Origin of the sequence: Actinomyces vulturis, from assembly GCF_001687305.1 — a bacterium.
GTDB lineage: Bacteria > Actinomycetota > Actinomycetes > Actinomycetales > Actinomycetaceae > Actinomyces > Actinomyces vulturis.
In genome coordinates, this window is record NZ_KV700385.1 from 325,132 (window position 1) to 347,634 (window position 22,503).

General features: G+C 57.8%; 18 protein-coding genes. 2 read left to right on the forward strand and 16 right to left on the reverse strand.

Translation table 11 applies throughout. From position 1 onward, the window contains the following. Positions 1-20 precede the first annotated feature (20 nt). From A9753_RS01340 to A9753_RS01405, 14 genes are all read right to left on the reverse strand, one after another. Entirely contained in the window at positions 21-1,571 is a 1,551-nt protein-coding gene (locus tag A9753_RS01340) for a complex I subunit 4 family protein (protein WP_067779101.1), read from the reverse strand. Between the two features lie 17 nt (positions 1,572-1,588). Then, entirely contained in the window at positions 1,589-3,622 is a 2,034-nt protein-coding gene (gene nuoL, locus A9753_RS01345) for an NADH-quinone oxidoreductase subunit L (RefSeq protein ID WP_067779104.1), read from the reverse strand. Between the two features lie 11 nt (positions 3,623-3,633). Continuing rightward, positions 3,634-3,945 carry an NADH-quinone oxidoreductase subunit NuoK gene (gene nuoK, locus A9753_RS01350; RefSeq protein WP_083090174.1) on the reverse strand — a complete coding sequence of 104 codons (312 nt, stop codon included), beginning with the start codon at positions 3,943-3,945 and terminating at the stop codon, positions 3,634-3,636. Further along, entirely contained in the window at positions 3,942-4,901 is a 960-nt protein-coding gene (locus tag A9753_RS01355) for an NADH-quinone oxidoreductase subunit J (RefSeq protein WP_067779107.1), read from the reverse strand. Before A9753_RS01355 ends, nuoK begins: the two co-directional genes overlap by 4 nt. After that, a complete protein-coding gene (gene nuoI, locus A9753_RS01360; protein ID WP_067779110.1) occupies positions 4,898-5,596 on the reverse strand; it encodes an NADH-quinone oxidoreductase subunit NuoI in 699 nt (232 codons plus the stop codon). The genes A9753_RS01355 and nuoI overlap by 4 nt, the downstream gene beginning before the upstream one ends. Continuing rightward, positions 5,589-6,995 carry an NADH-quinone oxidoreductase subunit NuoH gene (nuoH, locus tag A9753_RS01365; protein ID WP_089024712.1) on the reverse strand — a complete coding sequence of 469 codons (1,407 nt, stop codon included), beginning with the start codon at positions 6,993-6,995 and terminating at the stop codon, positions 5,589-5,591. The genes nuoI and nuoH overlap by 8 nt, the downstream gene beginning before the upstream one ends. A 14-nt stretch (positions 6,996-7,009) precedes the next feature. After that, the gene (locus A9753_RS01370; RefSeq protein WP_067780221.1) at positions 7,010-9,676 is read right to left on the reverse strand and encodes an NADH-quinone oxidoreductase subunit G; all 2,667 of its coding nucleotides are present in this window, start codon (positions 9,674-9,676) and stop codon (positions 7,010-7,012) included. A gap of 8 nt (positions 9,677-9,684) precedes the next feature. Continuing rightward, positions 9,685-11,043 carry an NADH-quinone oxidoreductase subunit NuoF gene (nuoF, locus tag A9753_RS01375; RefSeq protein WP_067779116.1) on the reverse strand — a complete coding sequence of 453 codons (1,359 nt, stop codon included), beginning with the start codon at positions 11,041-11,043 and terminating at the stop codon, positions 9,685-9,687. Further along, positions 11,040-11,723 (reverse strand): NADH-quinone oxidoreductase subunit NuoE, encoded by a 684-nt coding sequence (nuoE, locus tag A9753_RS01380; protein ID WP_067779119.1) that lies wholly within the window; start codon positions 11,721-11,723, stop codon positions 11,040-11,042. Before nuoE ends, nuoF begins: the two co-directional genes overlap by 4 nt. Further along, entirely contained in the window at positions 11,723-13,084 is a 1,362-nt protein-coding gene (locus A9753_RS01385; RefSeq protein WP_067779122.1) for an NADH-quinone oxidoreductase subunit D, read from the reverse strand. The genes nuoE and A9753_RS01385 overlap by 1 nt, the downstream gene beginning before the upstream one ends. Continuing rightward, positions 13,084-13,782, reverse strand: coding sequence for an NADH-quinone oxidoreductase subunit C (locus A9753_RS01390; protein WP_245637345.1), 699 nt, complete (start codon positions 13,780-13,782; stop codon positions 13,084-13,086). Before A9753_RS01390 ends, A9753_RS01385 begins: the two co-directional genes overlap by 1 nt. A gap of 83 nt (positions 13,783-13,865) precedes the next feature. Further along, positions 13,866-14,420 carry an NADH-quinone oxidoreductase subunit B gene (locus tag A9753_RS01395; RefSeq protein WP_067779128.1) on the reverse strand — a complete coding sequence of 185 codons (555 nt, stop codon included), beginning with the start codon at positions 14,418-14,420 and terminating at the stop codon, positions 13,866-13,868. Between the two features lie 14 nt (positions 14,421-14,434). Further along, positions 14,435-14,794 (reverse strand): NADH-quinone oxidoreductase subunit A, encoded by a 360-nt coding sequence (ndhC, locus tag A9753_RS01400; protein WP_067779130.1) that lies wholly within the window; start codon positions 14,792-14,794, stop codon positions 14,435-14,437. Next, the gene (locus tag A9753_RS01405) at positions 14,791-16,071 is read right to left on the reverse strand and encodes a geranylgeranyl reductase family protein (RefSeq protein ID WP_067779133.1); all 1,281 of its coding nucleotides are present in this window, start codon (positions 16,069-16,071) and stop codon (positions 14,791-14,793) included. The genes ndhC and A9753_RS01405 overlap by 4 nt, the downstream gene beginning before the upstream one ends. 393 nt (positions 16,072-16,464) lie before the next feature. On the opposite strand from A9753_RS01405, the gene A9753_RS01410 reads away from it, so the two are divergent. Both A9753_RS01410 and A9753_RS01415 read left to right on the forward strand, forming a co-directional pair. Beyond that, the gene (locus tag A9753_RS01410) at positions 16,465-17,163 is read left to right on the forward strand and encodes a demethylmenaquinone methyltransferase (RefSeq protein WP_067779137.1); all 699 of its coding nucleotides are present in this window, start codon (positions 16,465-16,467) and stop codon (positions 17,161-17,163) included. A 61-nt stretch (positions 17,164-17,224) separates the two neighbouring features. Continuing rightward, positions 17,225-18,850, forward strand: a complete 1,626-nt coding sequence (locus tag A9753_RS01415; RefSeq protein WP_067779140.1) for an isochorismate synthase — start codon at positions 17,225-17,227, stop codon at positions 18,848-18,850. A 119-nt stretch (positions 18,851-18,969) separates the two neighbouring features. On the opposite strand, the gene A9753_RS01420 is transcribed toward A9753_RS01415, so the two are convergent. Beyond that, complete coding sequence (locus A9753_RS01420) at positions 18,970-20,439, reverse strand: S1C family serine protease (protein ID WP_083090175.1); 1,470 nt, start codon at positions 20,437-20,439, stop codon at positions 18,970-18,972. Positions 20,440-20,556: 117 nt separating this feature from the next. Beyond that, a complete protein-coding gene (menD, locus tag A9753_RS01425; RefSeq protein WP_067779143.1) occupies positions 20,557-22,482 on the reverse strand; it encodes a 2-succinyl-5-enolpyruvyl-6-hydroxy-3-cyclohexene-1-carboxylic-acid synthase in 1,926 nt (641 codons plus the stop codon). Positions 22,483-22,503 lie beyond the last annotated feature (21 nt).

Consider the following 22,503-nt stretch of genomic DNA (forward strand, 5'->3'; position numbering starts at 1 on the left):
GATGGTTGGGGGTGTGAATGTCACTTGACGCTCCCTTCCAGAGCAGTGGTCACGGTTGCCTGTGCGGAGGTGGCGGTCTCAACGGTGGTGGCGGAATGAATCTGTTCACCAATGGGGTTGAGTACATTCACCAAGGCTCCGGGGAGGAAACCAAGAAGGAACATAGCGGCGATGACAGGAATGAGCACGACCTTTTCTCGGATGTTTAAGTCGGCGTCGTTCATGCGTTCTGCCGTCGGAGCGCCTGTAAAGACGCGCTGGTAAGGCAGCATCACGTAAAGGGCAGCGATCACCACACCAAACACGGCGATGATGCCGCAGGCGGTGCATACCGAGAATGTGCCGGTCAGCACCATCCATTCGGGAACGAATCCGCTCAAGCCAGGCAAAGCGATAGAGGCCAAGCCGGAGATCAGAAAGGTTCCTGCAATAAGCGGGGTAACGCGCTGCATCCCCCCCATTTCACTGATCTTGAGGGTTCCGGTGCGCTGGGCGAGGAATCCGGTCACTAGGAAGAGTCCTGCGATGGACAGACCGTGGGCCACCATGTAAACCATGGCACCGACTGCGGCGATTTGGCTGCCGATAAAGATTCCCAGCACCATGAAGCCGAAATGGCTAATCGAGGTGTAGGAGATGAGTCGGTACAGGTGATCCTGACCGATGGCGGTGAGGCCTCCGTAGATGATGGAAATCAAAGCCAAGACGAGGATAACCGTACGCGCCGAAGACACCGAGTCAGTGAAAAGAGGCAGGCAAAGGGTAATCATGCCGAAGGTACCGACCTTGTCCAGGATTCCGATGAGCAGAACAGAAGTGCCGGGTGTGGCCTGTTCTGCCGTGTCAGGAAGCCAGGTATGGACCGGGACCATAGGGGCCTTGATAGCAAAGGCGATCATGAAGCATACGAACATCAAGTTCATAGCTCCGGCTGAGGCATCAATGTTTCCAACAAGCGAATCGATGAGGAAAGCAGTTTCGCCACCGGGACCGTAGACGTACAAGCCCACGATTCCGCCAAGCATGATCAGACCACCAGCCAAGGAGTACAGCAGGAACTTCAGTGCTGCTGCGCGGCGGTTGTCGCCCCCGTAGCGTCCGATAAGGAAATAGACGGGAATGAGCATCGCTTCAAAGACGACGTAGAAGAGAAATACGTCGCGTGCGGCGAAAATGAGCACCATGAAGAACTCAAGGCTGAGCACAAGGGCGGTGAAGCCGGCATGCTTGTCCTCATCAATTTCGTCACGGCTAGCGAGCAGTACGAGAGGCACGATAAAGGTAGCCAGAAGGATCATTGCCAAACCGAGGGCGTTAACGCCCAAAGCCCAAGACACACCGAGCGCGGGAATCCAGGTGGCGTATTCACCGAGTTGGATAGCACTACCTTGACTCATATCGAACTGGGACAAAGCCCATAGCGCTAGAACAAAGGTTGCGCCGGAGAAGACCAGTCCGAGGACGGCTGCGTGCTTGCGCAGTGGCCGGACCAATCCGATGAGGATTGAACCCACCAGTGGCAAAAGCGCCAAGATAGTGAGGATATGTGTTGCAGACATGATTGCATTCATCAGCGTGAAGGCTCCTCTCAGAACCTGGTAGCCAGGACGGCGAGCAGGCCCAGGACCACACCGGCCAGCATGTAGCCGGCGTAGGAGCGGACAAGGCCGTTTTCGCTACGGCGAACAAGGGAGCCCAAACCGGCCGCGCCGTGGGCAAGGCCCATGACCGCGCCATCCACCACGTAGCGGTCTGAGGCAGTTGCCGCTGCCACGAGTCCCTGTCCAGGACGCATGGCAATGGCTTCGTTGAGATTGTCTTGGTACATATCGTGACGTGCCGCTTCCACCAAGACGTTTCCAGGCTGGACAACCACAGGAACGTCACGGCGCACGTACATCATCCAGGCAATGACGATGCCCACGGCAACCAGTGCCAGGGTGATACCCATGATGAGCGGTGCTGCCAAAACGGGTTCGCCATGGTTGGCAAGCGTGGCGTGGTCAACATGTCCAGTAACAGGTTCGAGCCAGGTCAGGAAGCGGTCATCCAAGGCCAGGATAAAGCCGAGTCCTGCAGCGAAGACTGCCAGGATGATAAGCGGGATAGTCATAAGCGGTGTGGACTCGTGGGGGTGAACTTCGCCTTCAAGGTCCTTTTCGGTGGTCCAACGGGCTTGACCGAAAAAGATCATAAACATCAAGCGTGACATGTAGAAAGCAGTGATGCCTGCACCGATCACGGCGACGGAGCCAAGGATCCAAGGACGCGCGCCATCACCGATAAATGCGGCTTCGATGATCTTGTCTTTGGAGAAGAATCCTGAGAACGGAGGGATGCCGAGGATGGCTACCCAGGAGACCATCATCGTAACGAAGGTGATCTTCAAAGTATTCTTCAGCGCGCCAAAGCGTCGCATGTTGACTTGATCGCTCATGGCATGCATGACGCTACCGGCCCCGAGGAACAACTGAGCTTTGAAGAAGCCGTGGGTCAGCAGATGGAAAATTGCCAGTGCATAGCCGATAGGGCCAAGGCCTGCGCCGAGCATCATGTAACCAATCTGGCTCATAGTGGATGCAGCTAGGACCTTCTTCATGTCATCCTTGGCACAGCCAATAATGGCACCGAGCATGAGGGTAAAGGCACCGATGATGGCGACGGCAATCTGTGCGCTGGGGGCACCTTCGTAAATCACGCCGGAACGGACCATGAGATAGACGCCGGCAGTGACCATTGTGGCGGCGTGGATGAGAGCACTGACAGGGGTGGGGCCTGCCATAGCATCTCCCAACCAAGCTTGGAGGGGGAACTGGGCGCTCTTACCGCAGGCTGCCAAAAGAAGGAAGAATCCCATAGCAGTCAGCCAACCGGTAGAGATGGAACCGTCAGCAGCGGCAGGAAGAACCTGATCGAAAGCAACGGAGCCGACGGTGGCGATCATGGCCATCATGCCCAGCAAAAGGCCCATGTCACCAACACGGTTCATAATGAAGGCCTTCTTTGCTGCGACAGCGTTTGCTGCGGTGGCCTGTTGCTTGGCCAAGGGCTCGTCCGCACCTGCGTTATTCCAGAATCCGATGAGGAGGTAAGAAGCTAGACCCACGCCTTCCCATCCGACAAACAGAACAATGTAGGAGTTGCCAAGCACCAGGGTGAGCATGGCCGCTACGAAGAGGTTGAGGTAGGCGAAGAAGCGGCGGCGATCACGATCGTGACTCATATAGGCCACGGAGTAGATGTGAATGAGCGTGCCGACGAAAGTCACCAGTCCCACAAAGGTCATGGACAGCGGGTCAATGCGCAGTCCGACGGCGACAGGGTGGTCACCAAGACTGAACCATTCCCAAAGTTTGAGGTCCATAACCCGTTGGGAAGCGTCGGTTCCAAGCAATTGGGCGATGATTCCCAAGCCGAGAACAGCTGAGGCAGTGGATGCTGCAACCGCGAGCCAGTGACCCCAGGCATCTGTACGACGCCCTGCAAGTAGGAGAAAAGCACTGGAGAGAGCGGGGATAGCGATAAGAAGCCACGCCCAGGAGGCAAGGCCATCTGCGCTCTGGATGCCGACAGAAGCACCGTGAGCAGGCAGGGTAGTCAATGGGAGAGGAAATGTTGTCATTGCGGAGCCTCTCAGTGGTTGAGCAGGCTAGCGTCATCAACGTTGACGCTCCTGCGAGTCTTGAAGATGGACACCACAATGGACAAGCCAACAACAACTTCTGCCGCTGCAACGACCATGACGAAGAAAGCGAACACTTGTCCGGTTTCATTGCCGTGCAGGCGTGAGAAGGTGACCAGCGCCAGGTTGGTGGCGTTAAGCATGAGTTCGATCCCCATGATCTGGATGATGGCGTTGCGACGAAGCAGCACGGCCAGAGAACCAATACTGAACAGAATTACTGCCAGCATGATGTAGGCCACGACGGAGACTGTGAGACTCACTTGGACTCATCCTCCTTGCTTTCTTCTGCCGACGCCAAAGGTTCGGGTTTATCAGTAACAGGGGCAACCGGCTGGTAAGGCACAGGGGCACCACTTCCCGGCATGGCCGGCATTCCGCTACGAGGCACCTGACGACGATGAACCTGTTCGATTTCACCTTCACGACCTGCCAGAGCCAAGCGGGGGGCAAGGTCGGAGACGTCAAGATCATCGCCACGAACCTTAAGAACACGGGAGACGGATTCTTCGACAGGCTGTCCAGCGGCGTCAAGGGCAGGTGCAGCAGCAGAGTTGGTAGCGGCATAGACACCAGAGAAGGTGTCTTGACCGGGATGTACACCAGATTCCGCATAAGCAATCATCTTGTCCTTGGCGACATCCAACTGACTCTTGCGCGGGCGAATACGATCACGGTGAGTCAGGGTCAATGCACCAACTGCTGCGGTGATGAGCAAGATGGCAGTAAGTTCCATGGTCACTACATGGCTAGAGAAGAGCAACTCGGCCAGCACAGTGGGGTTGGATTCTTCGGTATTGAGTCCAACGGCCGGCGGGAAGGCTGCCTTAGATGCGGCCACAATAAGAAGTGCGCTCATTGCCAGTCCCAGGACGACGGCAATGGCCTTTTGCCCGTGAACGGTTTCGACAATCTTTTCGTCGGTGCCAACACCCACAAGCATGATGACAAACAGAACCAAGGTCATCACTGCGCCGGTGTAAACCACACCTTGGACAATGCCAAGGAATGGTGCAGAGTTAGCGATATACAAGATGGCCAGGCTGATCATAATCATGATCATGTTGACAGCTGCGTTAACCGCGCGTTTAGCAGTCAGAAGGCCGATTCCGCAGGCCAAGGTGACGCATGCGACCACGGCAAAAAGGATAACTTCGCCAATGTGCATGTCATCGCCAAGAGCAGCGGCTGTAGCTGCGGGCAGGAGTAGGTGATTCACCGCGTTACCTCCTGTGCTGGTGCAACGGGTCGTGCGGTTGCGAGTGAGGGATCGTCAGGGCGGTGTTCACGCACCCAATCAATCTGTTCCTGGGTAGAGCCGGTGACTGCGCCACGGTAGTAATCGCCGTCTTCGGTTCCGGCCACCATCGGGTGGGGTGCTTCGACAGCACCTTCAGGCAACGGTGCCAGGAGGTTCATCTTTTCGTAGATAAGACCTTCACGGCTGGGGCCAACGAGTTCATCGAACTCGTGGGTCATAGTTAGTGCGCGGGTAGGGCATGCTTCGATGCACAGGCCACACAGAATGCAGCGCAGGTAGTTAATCTCGTAGACGCGACCGTAGCGCTCACCGGGTGAGTACTGAGCCTCAGGGGTGTTGGATGCGGCTTCCACGTAGATTGCGTCTGCGGGGCAAGCCCATGCACACAGTTCACAGCCAATACACTTTTCCAGACCGTCATCATAACGGTTGAGTTGGTGACGTCCGTGGAATCGTGGCATCACACGTGCCGGTTCGAATGGGTAGCGCTCCGTGACGGTGGGGCGGAACATCGAGGAGATGGTCACGCCATATCCGGCAACGGGAGCAAAAATCTTGGCCAGCGTGCTGGGATCATCACGCAGCCAGGAGTCGTGCGAGGGCACGGCGGGTCTGCGGCCGTTCCCTGCGGATGATGAGCCAGGGTTAGTCATCGATTCCCTCCTTGGCGGTGGCGATGGTCTGTGATGTGGTGGCCGTTACAGTTCCTGCCTTGCGGGCGACTGCCATGGCACGTTCACTCATAGGTAGTTGCTGACCAGGCATGGGAGGAACGGGGAAGCCTCCAGCGAATGCGTCAAAGTCGGAGTCAGTAGTGAGGACTTCGACGCCGTTGTCATCAGCGGCCACAGCAGGGACAGAAGCAGCCTCATCATCCTTCTTGGAAGCGTCAGGCAGGAAGGCGATGATCACCATGGCAAGGGCGAAAACCACCGCTAGTCCCATGAAGAGAGTGGGCAGCGAGATATCGGTGAAGGTGCGGTATGCCTGGACGATTGCCACAAGGACGAACCATGCCAGGGATACGGGGATGAGGAACTTCCAGCCGAGTTTCATGAAGTGGTCGTAGCGCATACGCACCAGAGTGCCGCGAGTCCAGATCATGAAGAACATAACCATCCAAACCTTGCCGATGAACCACAGCATGGGCCACCAGCCTTCGTTGGCGCCTGGCCAGAACATGGGAAGGATCCATGCGTGCCAGCCTCCAAGGAAGAGGGTGGTGCAGACGGCAGAGACGTTGAACATGTTGATGTATTCGGCCAGGAAGAACCAGGCGAATTTCATGGAGGAGTACTCCACCATGTGGCCTGCAACAAGTTCACCTTCAGCTTCAGGAAGGTCGAAAGGAAGACGGTTCACTTCGCCCACCATAGAGACCACGTAGATGAGGAAGCTGGGGGCGATTGCCAGTGCCCACCACATGTGTTGCTGCGCAGCCACGATTCCGGAAGTTGACATGGTTCCGGAGACAAGGAATACGGTCACGATAGATAGGCTCATGGCCAATTCGTAACTGATGACCTGTGCGGCACTACGGACAGCGCCAAGTAGCGGGTAAGTAGAGTGTGCTGACCAGCCACCAAGGATAATGCCGTAAACCCCCAGTGCCGTGATAGCCAAAATGTAAAGCACAGCAACAGGGAAGTCGGTGAGCTGGAGCGGTGTGGAGTGGCCGAACATGGAGACATTAGGGCCGAAAGGAATCACTGCATAAACCATGAAGGCACAAAATGCGGCGATCAGAGGGGCGAGCAGGTAGATGAACTTTTCAGCACCCTTAAGCCAGAAGTCTTCCTTGAGGATGAGTTTGCCTGCGTCAGCGATGGCCTGGAGAAGACCAAAAGGACCGTTGACGTTCGGGCCAGGACGGGTCTGCATACGACCCAGGCCACGGCGCTCGACCCACAGTGCCATGATGACACTGAGAATGAGGAACACGGCGATGAAGGCTGCCTTGATGAGGGTGAGCCACCATGTTTCTTCAGAGAAATCGGCGACTACACCGTCGGAGGCACCCATGGGGGTGAGTGCTCCGGCAGCGAGATGCATCAGGGGCGTGGCGGTCACTGCGCCACCTCCTTCGCGCTGGATACGGTCACGGTGGCGCCATGATCAACGCCAAGAGTCTCACGGACGGTGGAGCCTTCAGAGCATTCGGGCATCCAAATGCAGCCACCGACCAGGTCGCTCATACGAGCAGGCAGGGTGATGGAACCACGGGAGGTGGATACTTCCACCATGTCTCCCTGGCTCACTCCCAGGCGGATGGCTACATCGGATGCAAGGAATACTGCAGGGCGACGTGCGGTCAATGCAAGGTAACGCTCACCGTCTTGCATGCGGCCAGCGTCAAGCATGGGCTTGTGCATGGCCAGGATTGCTGTGGTGGAGGCGTTTGCCTTGGTTTCGCTGTCGACAGCGGGGCTGATCTCTTCGGGGAGCACGCTTTCTTGTGCTTCGTCGAAGGTGACGCCGGGGCGCTGTGCGCTGGTGATTCCCAGAGCAGCGATTTGCTCGTGAACCACGGCCAGGTCATTGACTTCAAGGTCAACACCGAGTTTGTCTGCCAGCGCGGCAAGGACCTGACGGTCGGTGCGGGTGCAGGAGACGTGTGCCTGGCCAAAGGGGCGGACGCGGCCTTCCCAGTTAACGAAGGTACCGTTCTTTTCCACGGGCGGCGCTACAGGGAAGACGACGCTTGCCCCTGGCAGGATGCCACTAGAGCGAACTTCAAACTGGATGAGGGCGTCAGCCTTCTCGAAGGCTGCACGAGCTGCCTGAGGATCGGGCATGTCACGTAAATCGACGCCGCCGGCCACCACCGTGGTGATGGTTCCGTTAGCCAGGCCGGCAAGAATGCCGGTGAGGTTGGCTCCGGTTTCGGTGGGCAGTTCGTCAACGCCCCATGCCTTGGCCACTTCGGCGCGGGCCTGGTCATCGCAGACTTGGCGGCCGCCGGGCAGAAGGCCGGGCAGGAGGCCTGCTTCGATAGCGCCGCGGTCACCGGCACGGCGGGGCACCCAGCCGACCAGTGCGCCGGTGGCGCGTGCCAGAACGTCGACCACGCTGAGCAGTCCGGGGACTGCTGCGGCGCGTTCGCCGACGAGGATGGTGGCGCCGTCTGCCTTGAGGTCTTCAGCAAGTTCGGGGTAGTTGGTGGCCAGGGTGGCAACTGCTGCTGCTTCCTGTCCGGGAACTGCGTTGATGACTTGGGCACGCATCTTGATGCTGGAAGGGGTGGTCATGGGAGCCACGGTGGCAACCTTGACTCCTCCAGCCAGCACACCCTTGCGCAGGCGCAGGAAGATAGAACCGCATTCATCTTCGGGCTCGAGTCCTACCAGGAGGACGGTTCCGGCCTTTTCGAGGTGCTCGTAGGTGAGTTTGCCCAGGCCGGTGCCTGCCACATAGGTGGCGATGAAGGATTCTTCTTCGCGGCTGACGGTGCGTACGCGCTCGTCGATGTTGTTGGTGTTGCTCACGGTTCGTGCGAAGCGTGAGTATGCCCAGGCATCTTCGAGGGTGAGGCGGCCGCCGGTGAGGAATGCGGTGGAGGTCCCGCGTGCTGCTTCGATGGCCTTGCTGGCTACTGCCAGTGCCTGGCCCCAGGATGCGGGCTGGAGTTCACCGTTGTCATCGCGGACGAGAGGAGTGGTGAGGCGATCGGATGCAGTGGCCCAGGTGAAGGCGAAGCGATCCTTGTCGGTAATCCACTCTTCGTTGACGGCCGAGTCATTGCCAGCCATGCGGCGCAGTACGACGCCGCGGCGCATGTCCACGCGCATCGCGGAGCCGGATGCATCGTGTTCGGAGACAGTGTCGGTGGAGACCAGATCCATCGGGCGTGCACGGAAGCGGTATGTTGCGCTGGTCAGTGCGCCCACGGGGCAGATCTGAATGATGTTACCTGCGAAGTAGGAGGCGAAGGGGCGTCCGGAGTTGTCGATGTCCACGGGGACGGGGCCAACTGCCAGCCCGTCGACTGCGCCTGCACTGCCGTCGGGGGCGGTGAGTTCGTCGGCGGGGGTCAGGCCTGCCTGGCCGCGCAGGGTCTGCGTGGGCTGGGTGTTGCCGGGATCATGGAAGTCGAGCACCTGGGCGTCAAATCGGCCAATCTGTTCTCCATACATCCCACCGTGTTCACCGGCTGGGTGGCCGCCACCGCGTCCCTGCAAGTCGATGAAAGGATCACCAGGGATCTGCTTGGCAAAGCGCACGCAACGCTGACACAGGATGCAGCGGTCACGGTCGAGCAAGATCTGACTGGTCAGGCGCAGAGGCTTGGGGAAGGTGCGCTTGACGTCAGTGAAACGGGTGACGGACTGGCCACCCTTCGCCATGGCGCTCATGGCCTGGTTCTGCAGGGGGCATTCGCCGCCCTTGTCACACACGGGGCAGTCCAGCGGGTGGTTGATGAGCAGGAACTCCATGGTTCCGGCCTGTGCCTTGGCGGCAACCTCGCTCGTGGCCTGGGTATTGACTTCCATGCCTTCCATGACGGTCATGGCGCAGGAAGGCTGAGGCTTGGGCATGGGGCGAACCACACCGTCGCGTCCGGGCATGGCCACGTCGACCAGGCACTGGCGGCAGTTGGCTGAGGGAGCCAGAAGCGGGTGGTCGCAGAAGCGAGGGATGCGGATCCCTGCCTGCTCTGCGGCGCGGATGATGAGGGTTCCCTTGGGGACCTCAACGGGGGCGCCGTCGATAGTGATGTTGACGAGCTCTGTCATGGCGGGACTCACCGTGCACTTTCCGTGATGGCGCTGGCCTCGTAGGGGAACAGCTCGCGAGCAGGGGTGGTGTAGCCGGCTTCGAATTCGCTGCGGAACTTAGCGATACCGCTGAGCACGGGGGTGGCTGCGGCGTCACCGAGGGCGCAGAAGGAGCGTCCGGCGATGTTGGAGGCGATGGATTCGAGTTTCTCCACGTCTCCGGCCTGGCCGCGTCCCGCTTCGAGGCGGAGCATGATTTGGCGCATCCAGTAGGTGCCTTCACGGCAGGGGGTGCACTTGCCGCAGGATTCGTGTTGGTAGAACTCGATCCAGCGAGTCACCACGCGAACAACGGAGACAGTCTCATCGAAAACCTGTAGTGCACGGGTACCGAGCATGGAGCCGGCTGCACCCACAGATTCGTAATCGAGAGGAACATCGAGTTGTTCGGGGGTAAAGATCGGAGTGGAAGAGCCACCGGGGACCCAGAACTTCAGTTCGTGTCCTTCACGGATGCCTCCGGCCATGTCGATCAGTTCACGCATAGTGATGCCGAAGGGGGCTTCAAATTGGCCGGGGTTCTTCACGTGTCCGGACAGGGAGAAGATGCCGTGTCCCTTGGATTTTTCGGTACCCATGGAGGCGTACCATTCCTTGCCCTTGGCAAGGATGCCGGGAACTTGGGCGATAGTTTCCACGTTGTTAATAACGGTGGGGCGTGCGTAAAGGCCCGCCACTGCGGGGAACGGAGGCTTCAGACGGGGGTGACCTCGGCGCCCTTCAAGAGAATCAAGCAGTGCAGTTTCTTCACCACAAATGTAGGCGCCTGCACCGGCGTGCGCCGTGATGCGCAGGGGCTGCTTGCCATCAAGGCCGAAGCCGGTCTTGAGCAAGCCTGCTTCACTAGCTTCACGTACTGCTGCCAGGAGACGGCGGTAAACGTGGGTGACTTCGCCACGCAGATAGATAAATGCATGATCGCAGCCAATTGCACGGCTGGTGATGGCAACGCCTTCAATCAGGGCGTGGGGATTACCCATAATGGTGGGGATGTCTTTGCAGGTTCCGGGTTCGGATTCGTCTGCGTTGACCACCAGATAACGAGGCAGTCCGTCGGGGGCAGGCAAGAAAGACCACTTCAGACCGGTGGGGAAGCCCGCACCACCACGGCCACGAAGGCCTGCGGCTTTAACGTCTTCAACAATGTCTGCGGCGTCCATGCCCTGAGCAATTTCCAGGCCCTTGTAGCCACCGTTGGCACGGTAGGTTTCAAGAGTCCAGGAGCGATCCTTATCCCATAAATCAGTGATGATGGGGGTTAATGGGCCTGGGGTAACGAAGGTAGGAACCTGGGTATCTTCAGTGGCCTGGGTTGTGTCACTCATTTGGCCTCCTCTTGGTTCACGGGTGCGGTCCATCCGTTGGCGCGTGCCAGTTCAAGACCAAGGACGGTGGGCTTGCCTGCTCCGGGGCCTTCGTCAGCACGACCGTCTTCGAAGCCAGCCAAAACGCGTTCGTTTTCCTTGAAAGTGGGCAGGGTTTCGGGGCCACGGGTGGGGGTGACGTCCTCACCGCGGCGCAGACGTTCAATCATGTCGACTGCGGAGGCCGGGGTCTGGTTGTCGAAGAATTCCCAGTTGACCATGACGACGGGGGCGAAATCGCAGGCGGCGTTGCACTCGACGCGTTCGAGTGAGATCACGCCGTCTTCGGTCACTTCATCGTTGCCGATACCGGTGGATTCGGTAACTGCTTCCCAGATGGAGTCTCCACCCATGACTGCGCACAGGGCGTTGGTGCACACACCAACGTGATAGGTGCCAGAGGGATGGCGGCGGAACTGGCTGTAGAAGGTGGCCACAGCGCTGACTTCGCTGCGGTCCAGCCCCAGCAGTTCTGCACACAGGGCGATGCCTGCAGGTGACACGTAGCCGTCTTCACTCTGTACCAGGTGGAGCATAGGAATCAGTGCACTGCGCTCGTGTCCTTCAGGATAGCGGGACATGATCTGAGCGCAGTCTTCACGCAGTCGCGCGTCTACCTCAGGGGTGTAGGTGGTTGCCATCAGCGGTCCACGCCTCCCAACACGGGGTCAATAGATGCCAGGGTGGGTACGACGTCGGCGATCATGCCGCCTTCGCCCATCATGGCCATGGATTGCAGGTTCGAGAATGAGGGATCACGGAAGTGCACACGGTAGGGACGTGTGCCTCCGTCGCTGACCAGATGAACGCCCATGGCGCCCTTGGCGTGTTCGACGGTCTGGTAGACCTGGCCGGCGGGCACCTTGAATCCCTGGGTCACCAACTTGAAGTGGTGGATGAGGGATTCCATGGAACTGCCCATGATTTCGCGGACGTGGTCGAAACTCTGTCCCTGGCCGTCGGTGGACAATGCCATCTGTGCGGGCCACGCGATAGTGGGGTCATCCACCATGACGCTTTCGCCTTCGGATGCTTCGAGACGTTCGAGGCACTGGGAGACGATCTTGAGAGATTCGTAGCATTCGTCGAAGCGCACGCGCATACGGTTCCAGCAGTCTGACTGATCGTAGGTGGGCACGTCGAAGTCGTAAGTCTCGTAACCGCAGTACGGGTTGGTCTTGCGTAGGTCCATCGGGTAACCGGCTGCACGTAGGCAGGGACCGGTCAGTCCCAGGGCCATGGCACCGGACAGCGGGATCACGCCGATGTTCTGGAAGCGGGCTTTGAGGATGGGGTTAGCCATGAGGAAGAGTTCGAGCTCATGGATGTCCTGTTTGATTTCCGGCATGACTTCACGCACGAAGTCCACGGTTCCTGCAGGAATATCCTGAGCTAGGCCACCAGGACGGACATAAGCGTGGTTCATGCGCAGACCGGAGCACATTTCGAACACGCGAAGGATGTTTTCGCGGCCACGGAAGGCAATGGTCATCAGGGTGGTACCACCAAGCTCATTACCACCGGTACCGATAGCCACCAAGTGGGAGGCAATGCGATTAAGCTCCATGAGCATAACGCGCACAACGTTGGCCCGGTCAGGAACGTCGTTGGTGATACCGAGGGCTTTTTCAACGGCCAAGGCCCAGGCAACTTCTTGGAAGAAGGGGGCTACGTAGTCCATGCGGGTCACGAAGGTGGCACCTTGGGTGAAAGTACGGTACTCCATGTTTTTTTCGATGCCAGTGTGGAGGTAACCGGTGCCGACGCGCAGGTTGGTGACGTGTTCGCCGTCGATTTCGAGAACAAGGCGGAGCACACCGTGGGTGGAGGGGTGAACAGGGCCCATGTTGACCACGATGCGATCATTGCGGAGGCGTTCTTCCTCATCACGTGCGGCAATCTGAGCGACGATGTCGTCCCAGTCGCCCCCCTGGGCTGTGTACTGGGGCGCACCGTCGATCAGATCGTCGAGTGCGGGTCTGGTTGCGTGGAATGCGTTCATCAGCGGTACGACCTCCGGGTATCGGCGGGCGGAGTGGTGGCGCCCTTGTATTCCACCGGGATGCCACCGAGCGGGTAATCCTTGCGCTGGGGGTGGCCTACCCAATCGTCAGGCATGGCAGTGCGGGTCAAGCCGGGGTGGCCATCAAAGACAATGCCCATCAGATCCCACGTCTCACGCTCGTGCCAATCATCACCGGGGTAAACGGAGACGATGGAGGGCACATGAGGATCAGTGTCAGGGCAGGTAACTTCAATACGAATCTGACGACCTCCATGGGTCAGACTCATCAAATGGAAGCAGGCGTGGAGTTCACGTCCTGCGTCCTGAGGGTAATGCACGCCGCTCACCCCAAGACAAAGCTCAAAACGCAGGTCTTGATCGTCGCGCAGGTGGCGTACCACTGGCAGGAGATGCTCACGACGAATGAAGAGGGTGAGTTCATCGTGTTCAATGACGACCTTCTCGATAACGTCAGAAGCGGCCAGGCCGTCTGCTTCGAGATCTTCAATGAGGATATCCACGGCGCCATCGAACCAGGAACCATAGGGGCGGGTAGCTGCGGGAGCCATGGTGATGGTTTCCTGCAAACCATTAAAGCCGGTGGTGTCACCTGCGTCGCAGGCGCCAAAGAGTCCGTGTGTGTGAGTGATGATTTCATGGACCAGTTCGGGTTTGACGGGCTGGTCACCGATCATCGGCACGGTGGTGGGGTCCAGTTCACCACCTTGTGCTGCGGTCTCGAGTTCATTCTGCATGTCTGCAGATGCTGATGTTTCACTCATGCAAGGAGCCCCTTCATCTCATGGGTGGGGGTTGCTGATAGTGCGGCTTGCTCGACTGCACGTGCGATTTCTTTACGGTGAGAGAAGATCGGCTTCTTCTCGATCTGACGGGTGAGTTCGAGCATGGCATTGATGAGCATTTCAGGGCGCGGAGGGCAGCCAGGCAGGTAAATGTCGACGGGGACAATGTGATCACAGCCCTGCACCACGGCGTAGTTGTTGAACATACCACCGGTAGAGGCGCATGCGCCCATGGAGATAACCCACTTGGGCTCGGGCATCGAATCATAAACGTTACGAATGATGGGAGCCATCTTGTGGGAGACACGGCCGGAGACGATCATGACGTCTGCGTGGCGGGGGGAAGCACGGAAAACTTCCCATCCAAAGCGGGACATGTCGAAGCGGGGAGTACCGGCAGCCATCATTTCGATAGCGCAGCAGGCAAGACCCATAGTGACGGGCCATAGGGATCGTCCCTGTGCTAGACCGGTCAGTTTCTCCACGCTGGTGAGCATGAAGCCGGGGTTACCAACATCCTGGGTTGTCATTGGGGTGTACCTCATTAATCCCAGTCGAGCCCGCCGCGGCGCCATTCAAGGATGAAGGGCACCGTGATGAGGGCAATGAACAGCAGGGCAGCGCCAAGGCCGAACATGCCTAGGCGGGAGAAGGAGACGGCCCACGGATAAAGGAAGACCACCTCCACGTCAAAGATGATGAAAGTCATACCCACAAGGTAGAACTTCACAGGGAAACGACCGTGGTCCACATTCGAGGGGGTGGGATCGATACCACACTCATAGTTGGCCACCTTGACCTTGTTGCGCTTATTGGGGCTGATGAGGGCACTGACGGCCAAGCCACCAATGGCAATCAACAGGGCTACTGCTGCCATGATGAGCAGAGCGAGATATGGGTTCATGCTGATGGCACCATCCTTGAGAGGATCTGAATAAGGTGGTCAGTTGCATCTCCGCCCTGGCGGGGCCAGGAGTCAGAGAGAAGTTTGTGGACGAACGTCATAAGGCGCTTGCGCGGTAGGCCGTAACGCGTACACAGGCGCATCACTTCGGGATGTTCGATGAGCGAAACAAAGACGCGACCCAGGGTGTAGTAACCACCCATGTCAGCTTTGAGTGCGGCAGGATAGGCTTGAAGAGCCAGTTCGCGGCCTGTTTCAGTGGCGCGAGCGCGGGCCTGGAGGATCGCTTCAGCAGCCAAGCGGCCAGACATCAGTGCCTGGGCAATTCCTTCGCCGTTAAATGGAGAAATCATTCCGCCCGCATCGCCCAGCAGGAAAAGCCCGTCTGCATAGTGGGGTTGACGGTTAAATGCCATAGGCAGTGCTGCGCTGCGCAAGTCACCCACCTGAGTATCAGGATTAAGGCCCCATTCTTCAGGGGTGTTAGCAATCCAGGTGGTGAAAATCTTCTTGTAATCAATCTTAGCGGCATGAGCGGTGGATGAGACGGAGCCCAGGCCCACGTTGACCAGTCCGTTACCCACACTCCAAATCCAGCCGTAGCCAGGAAGAAGGGTTCCCTTTTCGCGAGGACCGTCCCACAGTTCAAGCTGGCTTTCCATCCACTCATCGTTTGCCAGAGGGGATTCAAAGTAGGCGCGAACAGCTACCCCCATGGGGCGCTTATCGTTCTTGGCCCGCCCTACTGCTGTGGCAAGACGTGCCGCCACTCCACCAGCGTCAATAACGATGGGCGCGGTAAACGAAGTAGGTTGACTTATTGCTGGTTCAGCGACTCGAGCAGTGGGCTTGGTTTCTACGCCGGTGACGCGTCCAGCAGCAGAAGTAATCGGAGCAGTAACAGTCACACCTGTCATAAGCCGCGCCCCTGCTTGCTGTGCATAGAGCGCCAGGTCTTTATCGAGTTTGGTGCGTGCACGGGCCATGCCGTATCCGGGCAGGTGCGACTGCTCAGGCCAAGGAAGTTCTACGGTGTGCCCGGCTCCGACTACGCGCAGCCCCTTGTTACGCCGCCAGGTAGATGTGTCGATGCCGAGAGTAATCAGTTCACGAACCGCGCTAGGGGTAAGTCCGTCGCCGCAGATTTTGCCTCGCCCCAGATCGTTCTTCTCCAAAAGAATGACGTCAAGTCCTTCGCGGGCGCAGTAATAGGCGGCACTGGATCCGGCAGGGCCTGCACCGACGACGATGACGTCTGCGTCGTGCGAACACGTCATGGTGACCCTCTCCTTCAATCCTAGTGCGATGTGGCGCCCATCTCAGAGTTACCTGTACGAGCACACGATTACGAAGCACGCCCAAGAACAGGGGTGTGCCTGTACCTACGCATGTTTTCTCATTGGTGACTCTACCCAGAGCGCAAAGCCGTATTTTTTGTGTAGACGGTCACGCTAGTTTCCCGCGTGATTTCGCCATGCGAGACGGGAGGCCAGGGTTACGTCACGCCATTGGGTGACATGAATTACGAATAATTCACCTTACGAATATCGTAAGGTGTTTCATCGTACGGCACGGGACTTACGTCTCATTAACGACGCCCCGCCCCACTTTCCAGCCAGAGCGAAAGTCCCATAAATGACACATGGCTCTCATCCTGAGATGATGAACCCATGACTCGTGCCACCCTAACGAAAGACCCCGCAGACGTCGCCAAAATGTTCGACGCCGTGGCTAAGCGCTACGACATCACAAATGATGTGATGACCGGTTTCCAGGTCCGCATGTGGAGGTCCGTCACCCGCAAAGCAGTCGATGCTCGACCAGGAATGACAATTCTTGACGTTGCCGCAGGAACCGGCACCTCCTCCATGGAATACGTAGCGGACGGCGCAAAGGTCGTGGCATGCGACTTCTCTCCAGGCATGGTGGCTGAAGGTCAACGCCGCTACCCCGAAGTGGATTTTGTAGCAGGAGATGCCACCGCTTTACCTTTTGCCGATAACTCTTTTGACGTAACGACCATCTCCTACGGTCTGCGCAATGTAAATGACACAATGGCAGCTCTTTGCGAAATGCGCCGCGTAACCAAACCTGGTGGTCGTATCGTCATTTGCGAGTTTTCCACTCCCACCAACGCTACCTTTGCCCGCTTGTACCGCTGGTATCTAGGCACCATGCTTCCCGCAATGGCCAAGGTAGTTTCCTCAAATACTGAAGCTTACGACTACTTAGGCGAATCCATCATCGCCTGGCCAGATCAACGGGAATTAGCTTCCATGATGCAGCAAGCTGGATGGCGTCATGTGGGATTCAAAAATCTCTCCGGCGGAATTGTGGCCCTGCACCGTGCTACGAAACCGGCGGTCTGACTTCAGATATCGCCCCTACCCATCACACGGCGAGTAATCATTCTCAAGTGAAGCCTTCGCTATGACTGAGCATTTTTGCGCTGACGCAGCGTACACACCTACATCCACCTCCGCTCCACTACCCCATCTTCATCATCGCAGGGTGGGAGGTTTGCGCGCATTGACCCGTCCACTTCATTGGGGCGGTGCGATTGATGTCAGGAATACCAACAAGGTATTAACCTCTCTCATTGCTGAGCGCGATGACTGTGTGTGCTGGATTCGCAGTGAGGGGTCGTTGGCCGCTGATTCTCCCTCATTAGTGGGCTGGGGCCGTGTAATGACACTGACTTCCAGTGGGGCGGACCGCACGGAATCACTGCGTACTCAGTGGCGTAACGTTATTGGCCGGTCTCAATGGGAAGACACCGTCTCCCGCCCTGGCACTGGTCCACTTAGTTTCGGTACCATCACCTTTTCTCCCAACTCAAGTGAAGACTCTATTCTTGTAATCCCTGAGGTAATAGTTGGCTGTGACGCTATGGGATATTGGCTCACTGTCTTGGAGATACTACGCGAAGATTCTCTCGATATTGCTGACACTTCACGATCCTGCGATAGCAACAAACGAGATGCTTTTTCTCCCTGCAGATTCTCAGACGATGATGCGCAATCGGCTTATCAAAGGGACACAACCGCGAGTGCATCTGATTCTCTCGCCGCTCGTTGGGCCTGCGTTGCCCACGATATTAACAGCGCTCTGACAAGTGGAACTTTTTCTGAAATCACTGACGCCATGCCTGTTAATCAATACAGCAAGGTATCCACGACAAGTATGTCCTCTCCAGGAATCACTGAGGAATCCGGGCATGCCATAAACGCATTGAGCATTTACCCCGGGACGCTAAGTGACGACGAGTTTCAGATTGCGGTTGCTCAGGCAACTGAGCGTTTAAGTGCAGGAGAGGCAGTCAAGGTAGTGCTGGCTCGCGATCTCCAAGTTCACTGCCCCACTGCCCCCACTATGGGGAGTCTTGCGACCTACTTAGCACGGTCCTTTCCCACTACATGGACGTTCGTTGTGGACACGATGGTGGGCGCTACCCCTGAATTGCTCATGCGACTAAGCAATAAACACGTTCATTCACGGGTTCTTGCAGGAACCGCTCGTCGCGGCAATGCCTCCGCAGCAGAAGTCGACACCATGGCTAACTGGCTCATGCATTCATCGAAGAATCGTCGCGAACATGAAGTTGCTAGCCGTTCAGCAGTTGACGCCTTAGAGCCACTATGTGCGTGGGTAGAAGCCAGTGAGCCTTTTATTCTTCGTCTACCCAATGTGCTCCACGTAGCCACAGATGTCCGTGCAGAGGTGGCAGGCGATACGGGAGCCTTAGCATTGGTTGATGCTCTCCATCCTACCGCTGCCGTCTGCGGTACTCCGCGCAAAGATGCTGCCCACCTTATCGATGTGCTTGAGCACCAGGATCGTGGGCGATATAGCGGCCCTGTGGGGTGGGTGGATTGGCATGGTGAAGGTGAATGGTGCATTGCCTTGCGCTGTGCTTCACGCGTCAGCGACACGGAGTTCAACGTATGGGGTGGTGGTGGCATCATGCCTGATTCCCAGCCTCGTGATGAGTGGGAGGAGACCCGAGCAAAGATGCGCCCAATGCTCGAGGCATTGGCCGCATCCTCTGCTCGGTGATCGCCTGATTTTTCTCACTCAGCGCCACCTCGATACATCAGTGAGGTCAGCAACTTACTGCTTTTCACAGCATTACACGCTTCCCCCTAATACCGATGAAACGACGTCTCCAACGTTTCTCAAGAATCCTTACGTTCGGCAAGTTTGACCGTTACGTCTTGACTCTTGTGGTCTCGAATAATGGTAAGTGTGACGTCATCACCAGCGGAGTACTGACGAACATATCCCGTGAGAGCTGCCGCCTGGGAGACGGTCTTCCCGTCGATTGCGGTAACAAGATCACCTTCATGTAAACCGGCCTCCTCGGCAGGAGACCCAGATTCCACGCTTGTAATCGTTGCTCCCGCGCGAGCCACACCATCAGATTGTGCAGCACCGTTATCAACAGTGACTCCGAGATAAGCATGGGTAGCAGTTCCAGACTCAATAAGTTGGTCTGCAACCTTGGTGGCTAGGTTGATCGGGATAGCAAAGCCAATGCCAATGGAGCCTGCCTGACCTTCACCTCCACCTGTTGAGGCAATCGATGAGGTAATACCGATAACTTGACCATGTTCATCGAACAAGGGCCCGCCACTATTGCCTGGGTTGATGGCGGCATCAATCTGAATGGCGTTGGTGTAGACGCGGTTTGGTGCGGTTTGGGTCCGCCCCAGCAGTCCAGAAAGTCCTTGAATACCCTGGCTATCCTGCTCAGGGGCAGGAGCTTTCTGGGTGGTCACTACCGGGCGGTCAAGAGCGGAGATAATGCCGGTGGTGGCCGTCGACGACAGACCGAGTGGATTGCCGATTGCCATCACGTTTTGGCCCGTGACAAGGTCGTCTGAGTCACCCAGTGTGGCCACGGTCAGGTCAGTAGGAGGATCTTGTAAAGCAATCACAGCCAGGTCGGTGGCAGGATCGGTTCCCGTGAGAGTGGCAGCGAAGATTCGACCGTCAGCTAAGGTGACTTGGATTTCAGTGGCAGTTCCTACCACGTGGTTATTGGTGAGAATGTGGCCCTGTTCGTCATAAATGACACCGGATCCAACTGCTTCACCCTCAGGGGTGCGTACGGCGATGGAAACCACGGCGTTATTTACGGCCTTAACCACGGCTTCCCAGTCTGCCGGAGTGCCGGTCGATGAGATGACTTGAGTATCACCTTTTTGACTGGGTGACGGAGCGGCGGTGATGGCAGGGGCAGAGTTATGGTGACTGGAGTTATCAAGCAAAGTCATCGTGCCTGCTGTTCCTGCTGAAGCAAGAACAGCGGCAGCCAGTGTGGCAGCAATAAGAGCTACCCAGCCTGGGCCGCGACGTTTTTCACGAACCGGTGCTGCACTCGCAGAAGGCAAGGATGGCTGCGGAGAGGACGATGCTGAGGCGGAAGCCTGTTCGCCTGGCATGCTGACAGCCGGTGCAGGCGGGATATAGGTGGGCATAGGGGCGGCCATGGGCTGGCCGGCCTCACCGGGCATTGCCTGGTTATCTCCGGAGCTCATCGACTGAACACTTCCGGATTCCGTAGCGGCATCGGCGCTTAAAGGGGGACCGTAAGGGCTAATAGGGCTGGTGCCGTTAGTGTAGGGGTTGGGGGGTTGTGTCATGGTGTTCTCCCGGGACAATGCGAGCGGGTCTCGCTGGTGAACTCGAGGCGTTCTCGCGGGGTCATTAAGAATGCCGGTAGTTAACCCCCGAATTCTGCGCGTCTTCCGATAATTTGCTCATGCTTTTCTTGGCGTTTTCTGGATGGTTGCTGAATGACTACAGTCGACAACACTGACTTTTGTCCCGAAAACCGGCGCTTGGAGACTTTCTCGCAAGGCATCAAGACTGACAAGACGTTCACCCTGAGCACCACAAGCTTTCACAATTTCTTCAAGGACGGCACGCTGCGGAGTAGCAAAGAAGCGCTCATAAAAGTCACGCTCGTTGGGATACTGAGCACACCGCTTGCCATATTCAAGGCCTGCAAAGATTGCCCCGCCACAATCGTCAATAACGACCACGTGAACAGGCAGATCATCTTCTTTCAATCCCATATTGAAAGCCATGACATCATGGACTGCTGTGAGGTCACCGCACAGCACACGTACGCTGCGTCCACTCCCCCAGGCCACACCCATAGCTGTTGAAATTGTTCCGTCAATTCCAGCCAGTCCTCGGTTCGCAATAACTCGGCCTGCGTGGGCTCGTCCTGGCGCACTCTGGTCAAGATAGCGAATCGCCATGGAACTGCCGACGACGAGGATCAAGTTCTCGCTTTGCGCCCAGACCACGAGCGCAACCTGCCGCGCGCTGACTGCCGACCCCTCAGCATCAGCCTGAACGGAGGCACTGTGGGCGACCCACCCCTCATCAATAGTGTGTTCAGCATGCTCGCAGGCATAGCGCCACTGCTGCTGCCACGGCGACTCCTCCACAGTACGCGACGTGCATTGTTCACCCACCTCACGCTCGTCGCGGGATGGAGTTTGATTTCCCCATTGAGTGTTATTCACCTGGGTGATGAACTGTTCTTCGCTGATGACGCACGCGGCACATCCACTTTCATCCCACCAGCGGGCGTGAGGTGCCACCACAGTAATGGGGATGTCTGTACGCGACAGGAGAGCAGTGACAGGGCGAGAGAGAGTGGGATGGCCACACACCACCACAGCCTCAATGTCAAGGGCTAGGTCTGTGGCAAGTACAGAAGAATAAGCGGTAAGGCATCCTGGAACGCGAGCACCACTGGTGGGTTCTGCACACACTGGCCATCCGCGGCGTTGAGCGAATGCGAGTGCCGCGTGAGCGGCGTCAGCAGACGCCCCTTCAGCGATGAGGACCAGGCCACGCGTCACATCATGCCCGGGGAGAGTCATCTGTCCGCCATGCGTAGCGCTGGCACCGAGGTGGGCCCCCTGCCCACCGTACGAACTACTCGTGCACAGTGTGTGAGAAGAGACGAGGCTATCCCCCAAAAGGAGACCCGCAGGAGCGGAAGTCGACGGAATCGCTGAACCTGCCTGCGCACGCAAAACTTCCAGATCCCAGGGCTCATCAGCGGGAACCAACGGTGGGCGTAAACGCATGTTGATCTGTGCAGGGCCGGGGTCGTGGGTGAAATCGCCACAGGCCGCAGCGATGGCACGAGTGACATGACCAATGAGTTGCTGCTCGCCACCGGGATGGTCGCCAGCCAATCCTGCGGGAATATCAGCAATGTAGCGCATGGCTGAACGCATCATGCCAGGCTGATCACTGGTCTGGTTGGCTCCTGTTCCCACCGCTTCATGGGGGCGATCGGCACTGATAACGAGGAGGGGAATACCTGCGGCATCTGCTTCTGCCACAGCCGGATGAAGATTGGCTACGGCTGAACCCGAGGTGGTGACCACCGCAGCCAACGGACGAACATTCTCGTGGGCGCTAGCCCATTGCTCATCACCGGCTACCACGGCAATTCCGCGCGCCACACCCAACGCGATAAAGGCGGCACTGCGTTCGTCAATGGCCACGCGCAGGTGGATCAGCCCTGCAGCCTCAGCTTGCGCCAATGCATACGTCAGGGGCGCATTGCGTGAGCCCGGACAGCAAACAACATAACGAACATTATGACGGATCAGTGTGCTCACCAAGGCGCGCGCGTGTGCGGTGGAGGAGTTCATGACTCCAGCCTACGGCGTGTG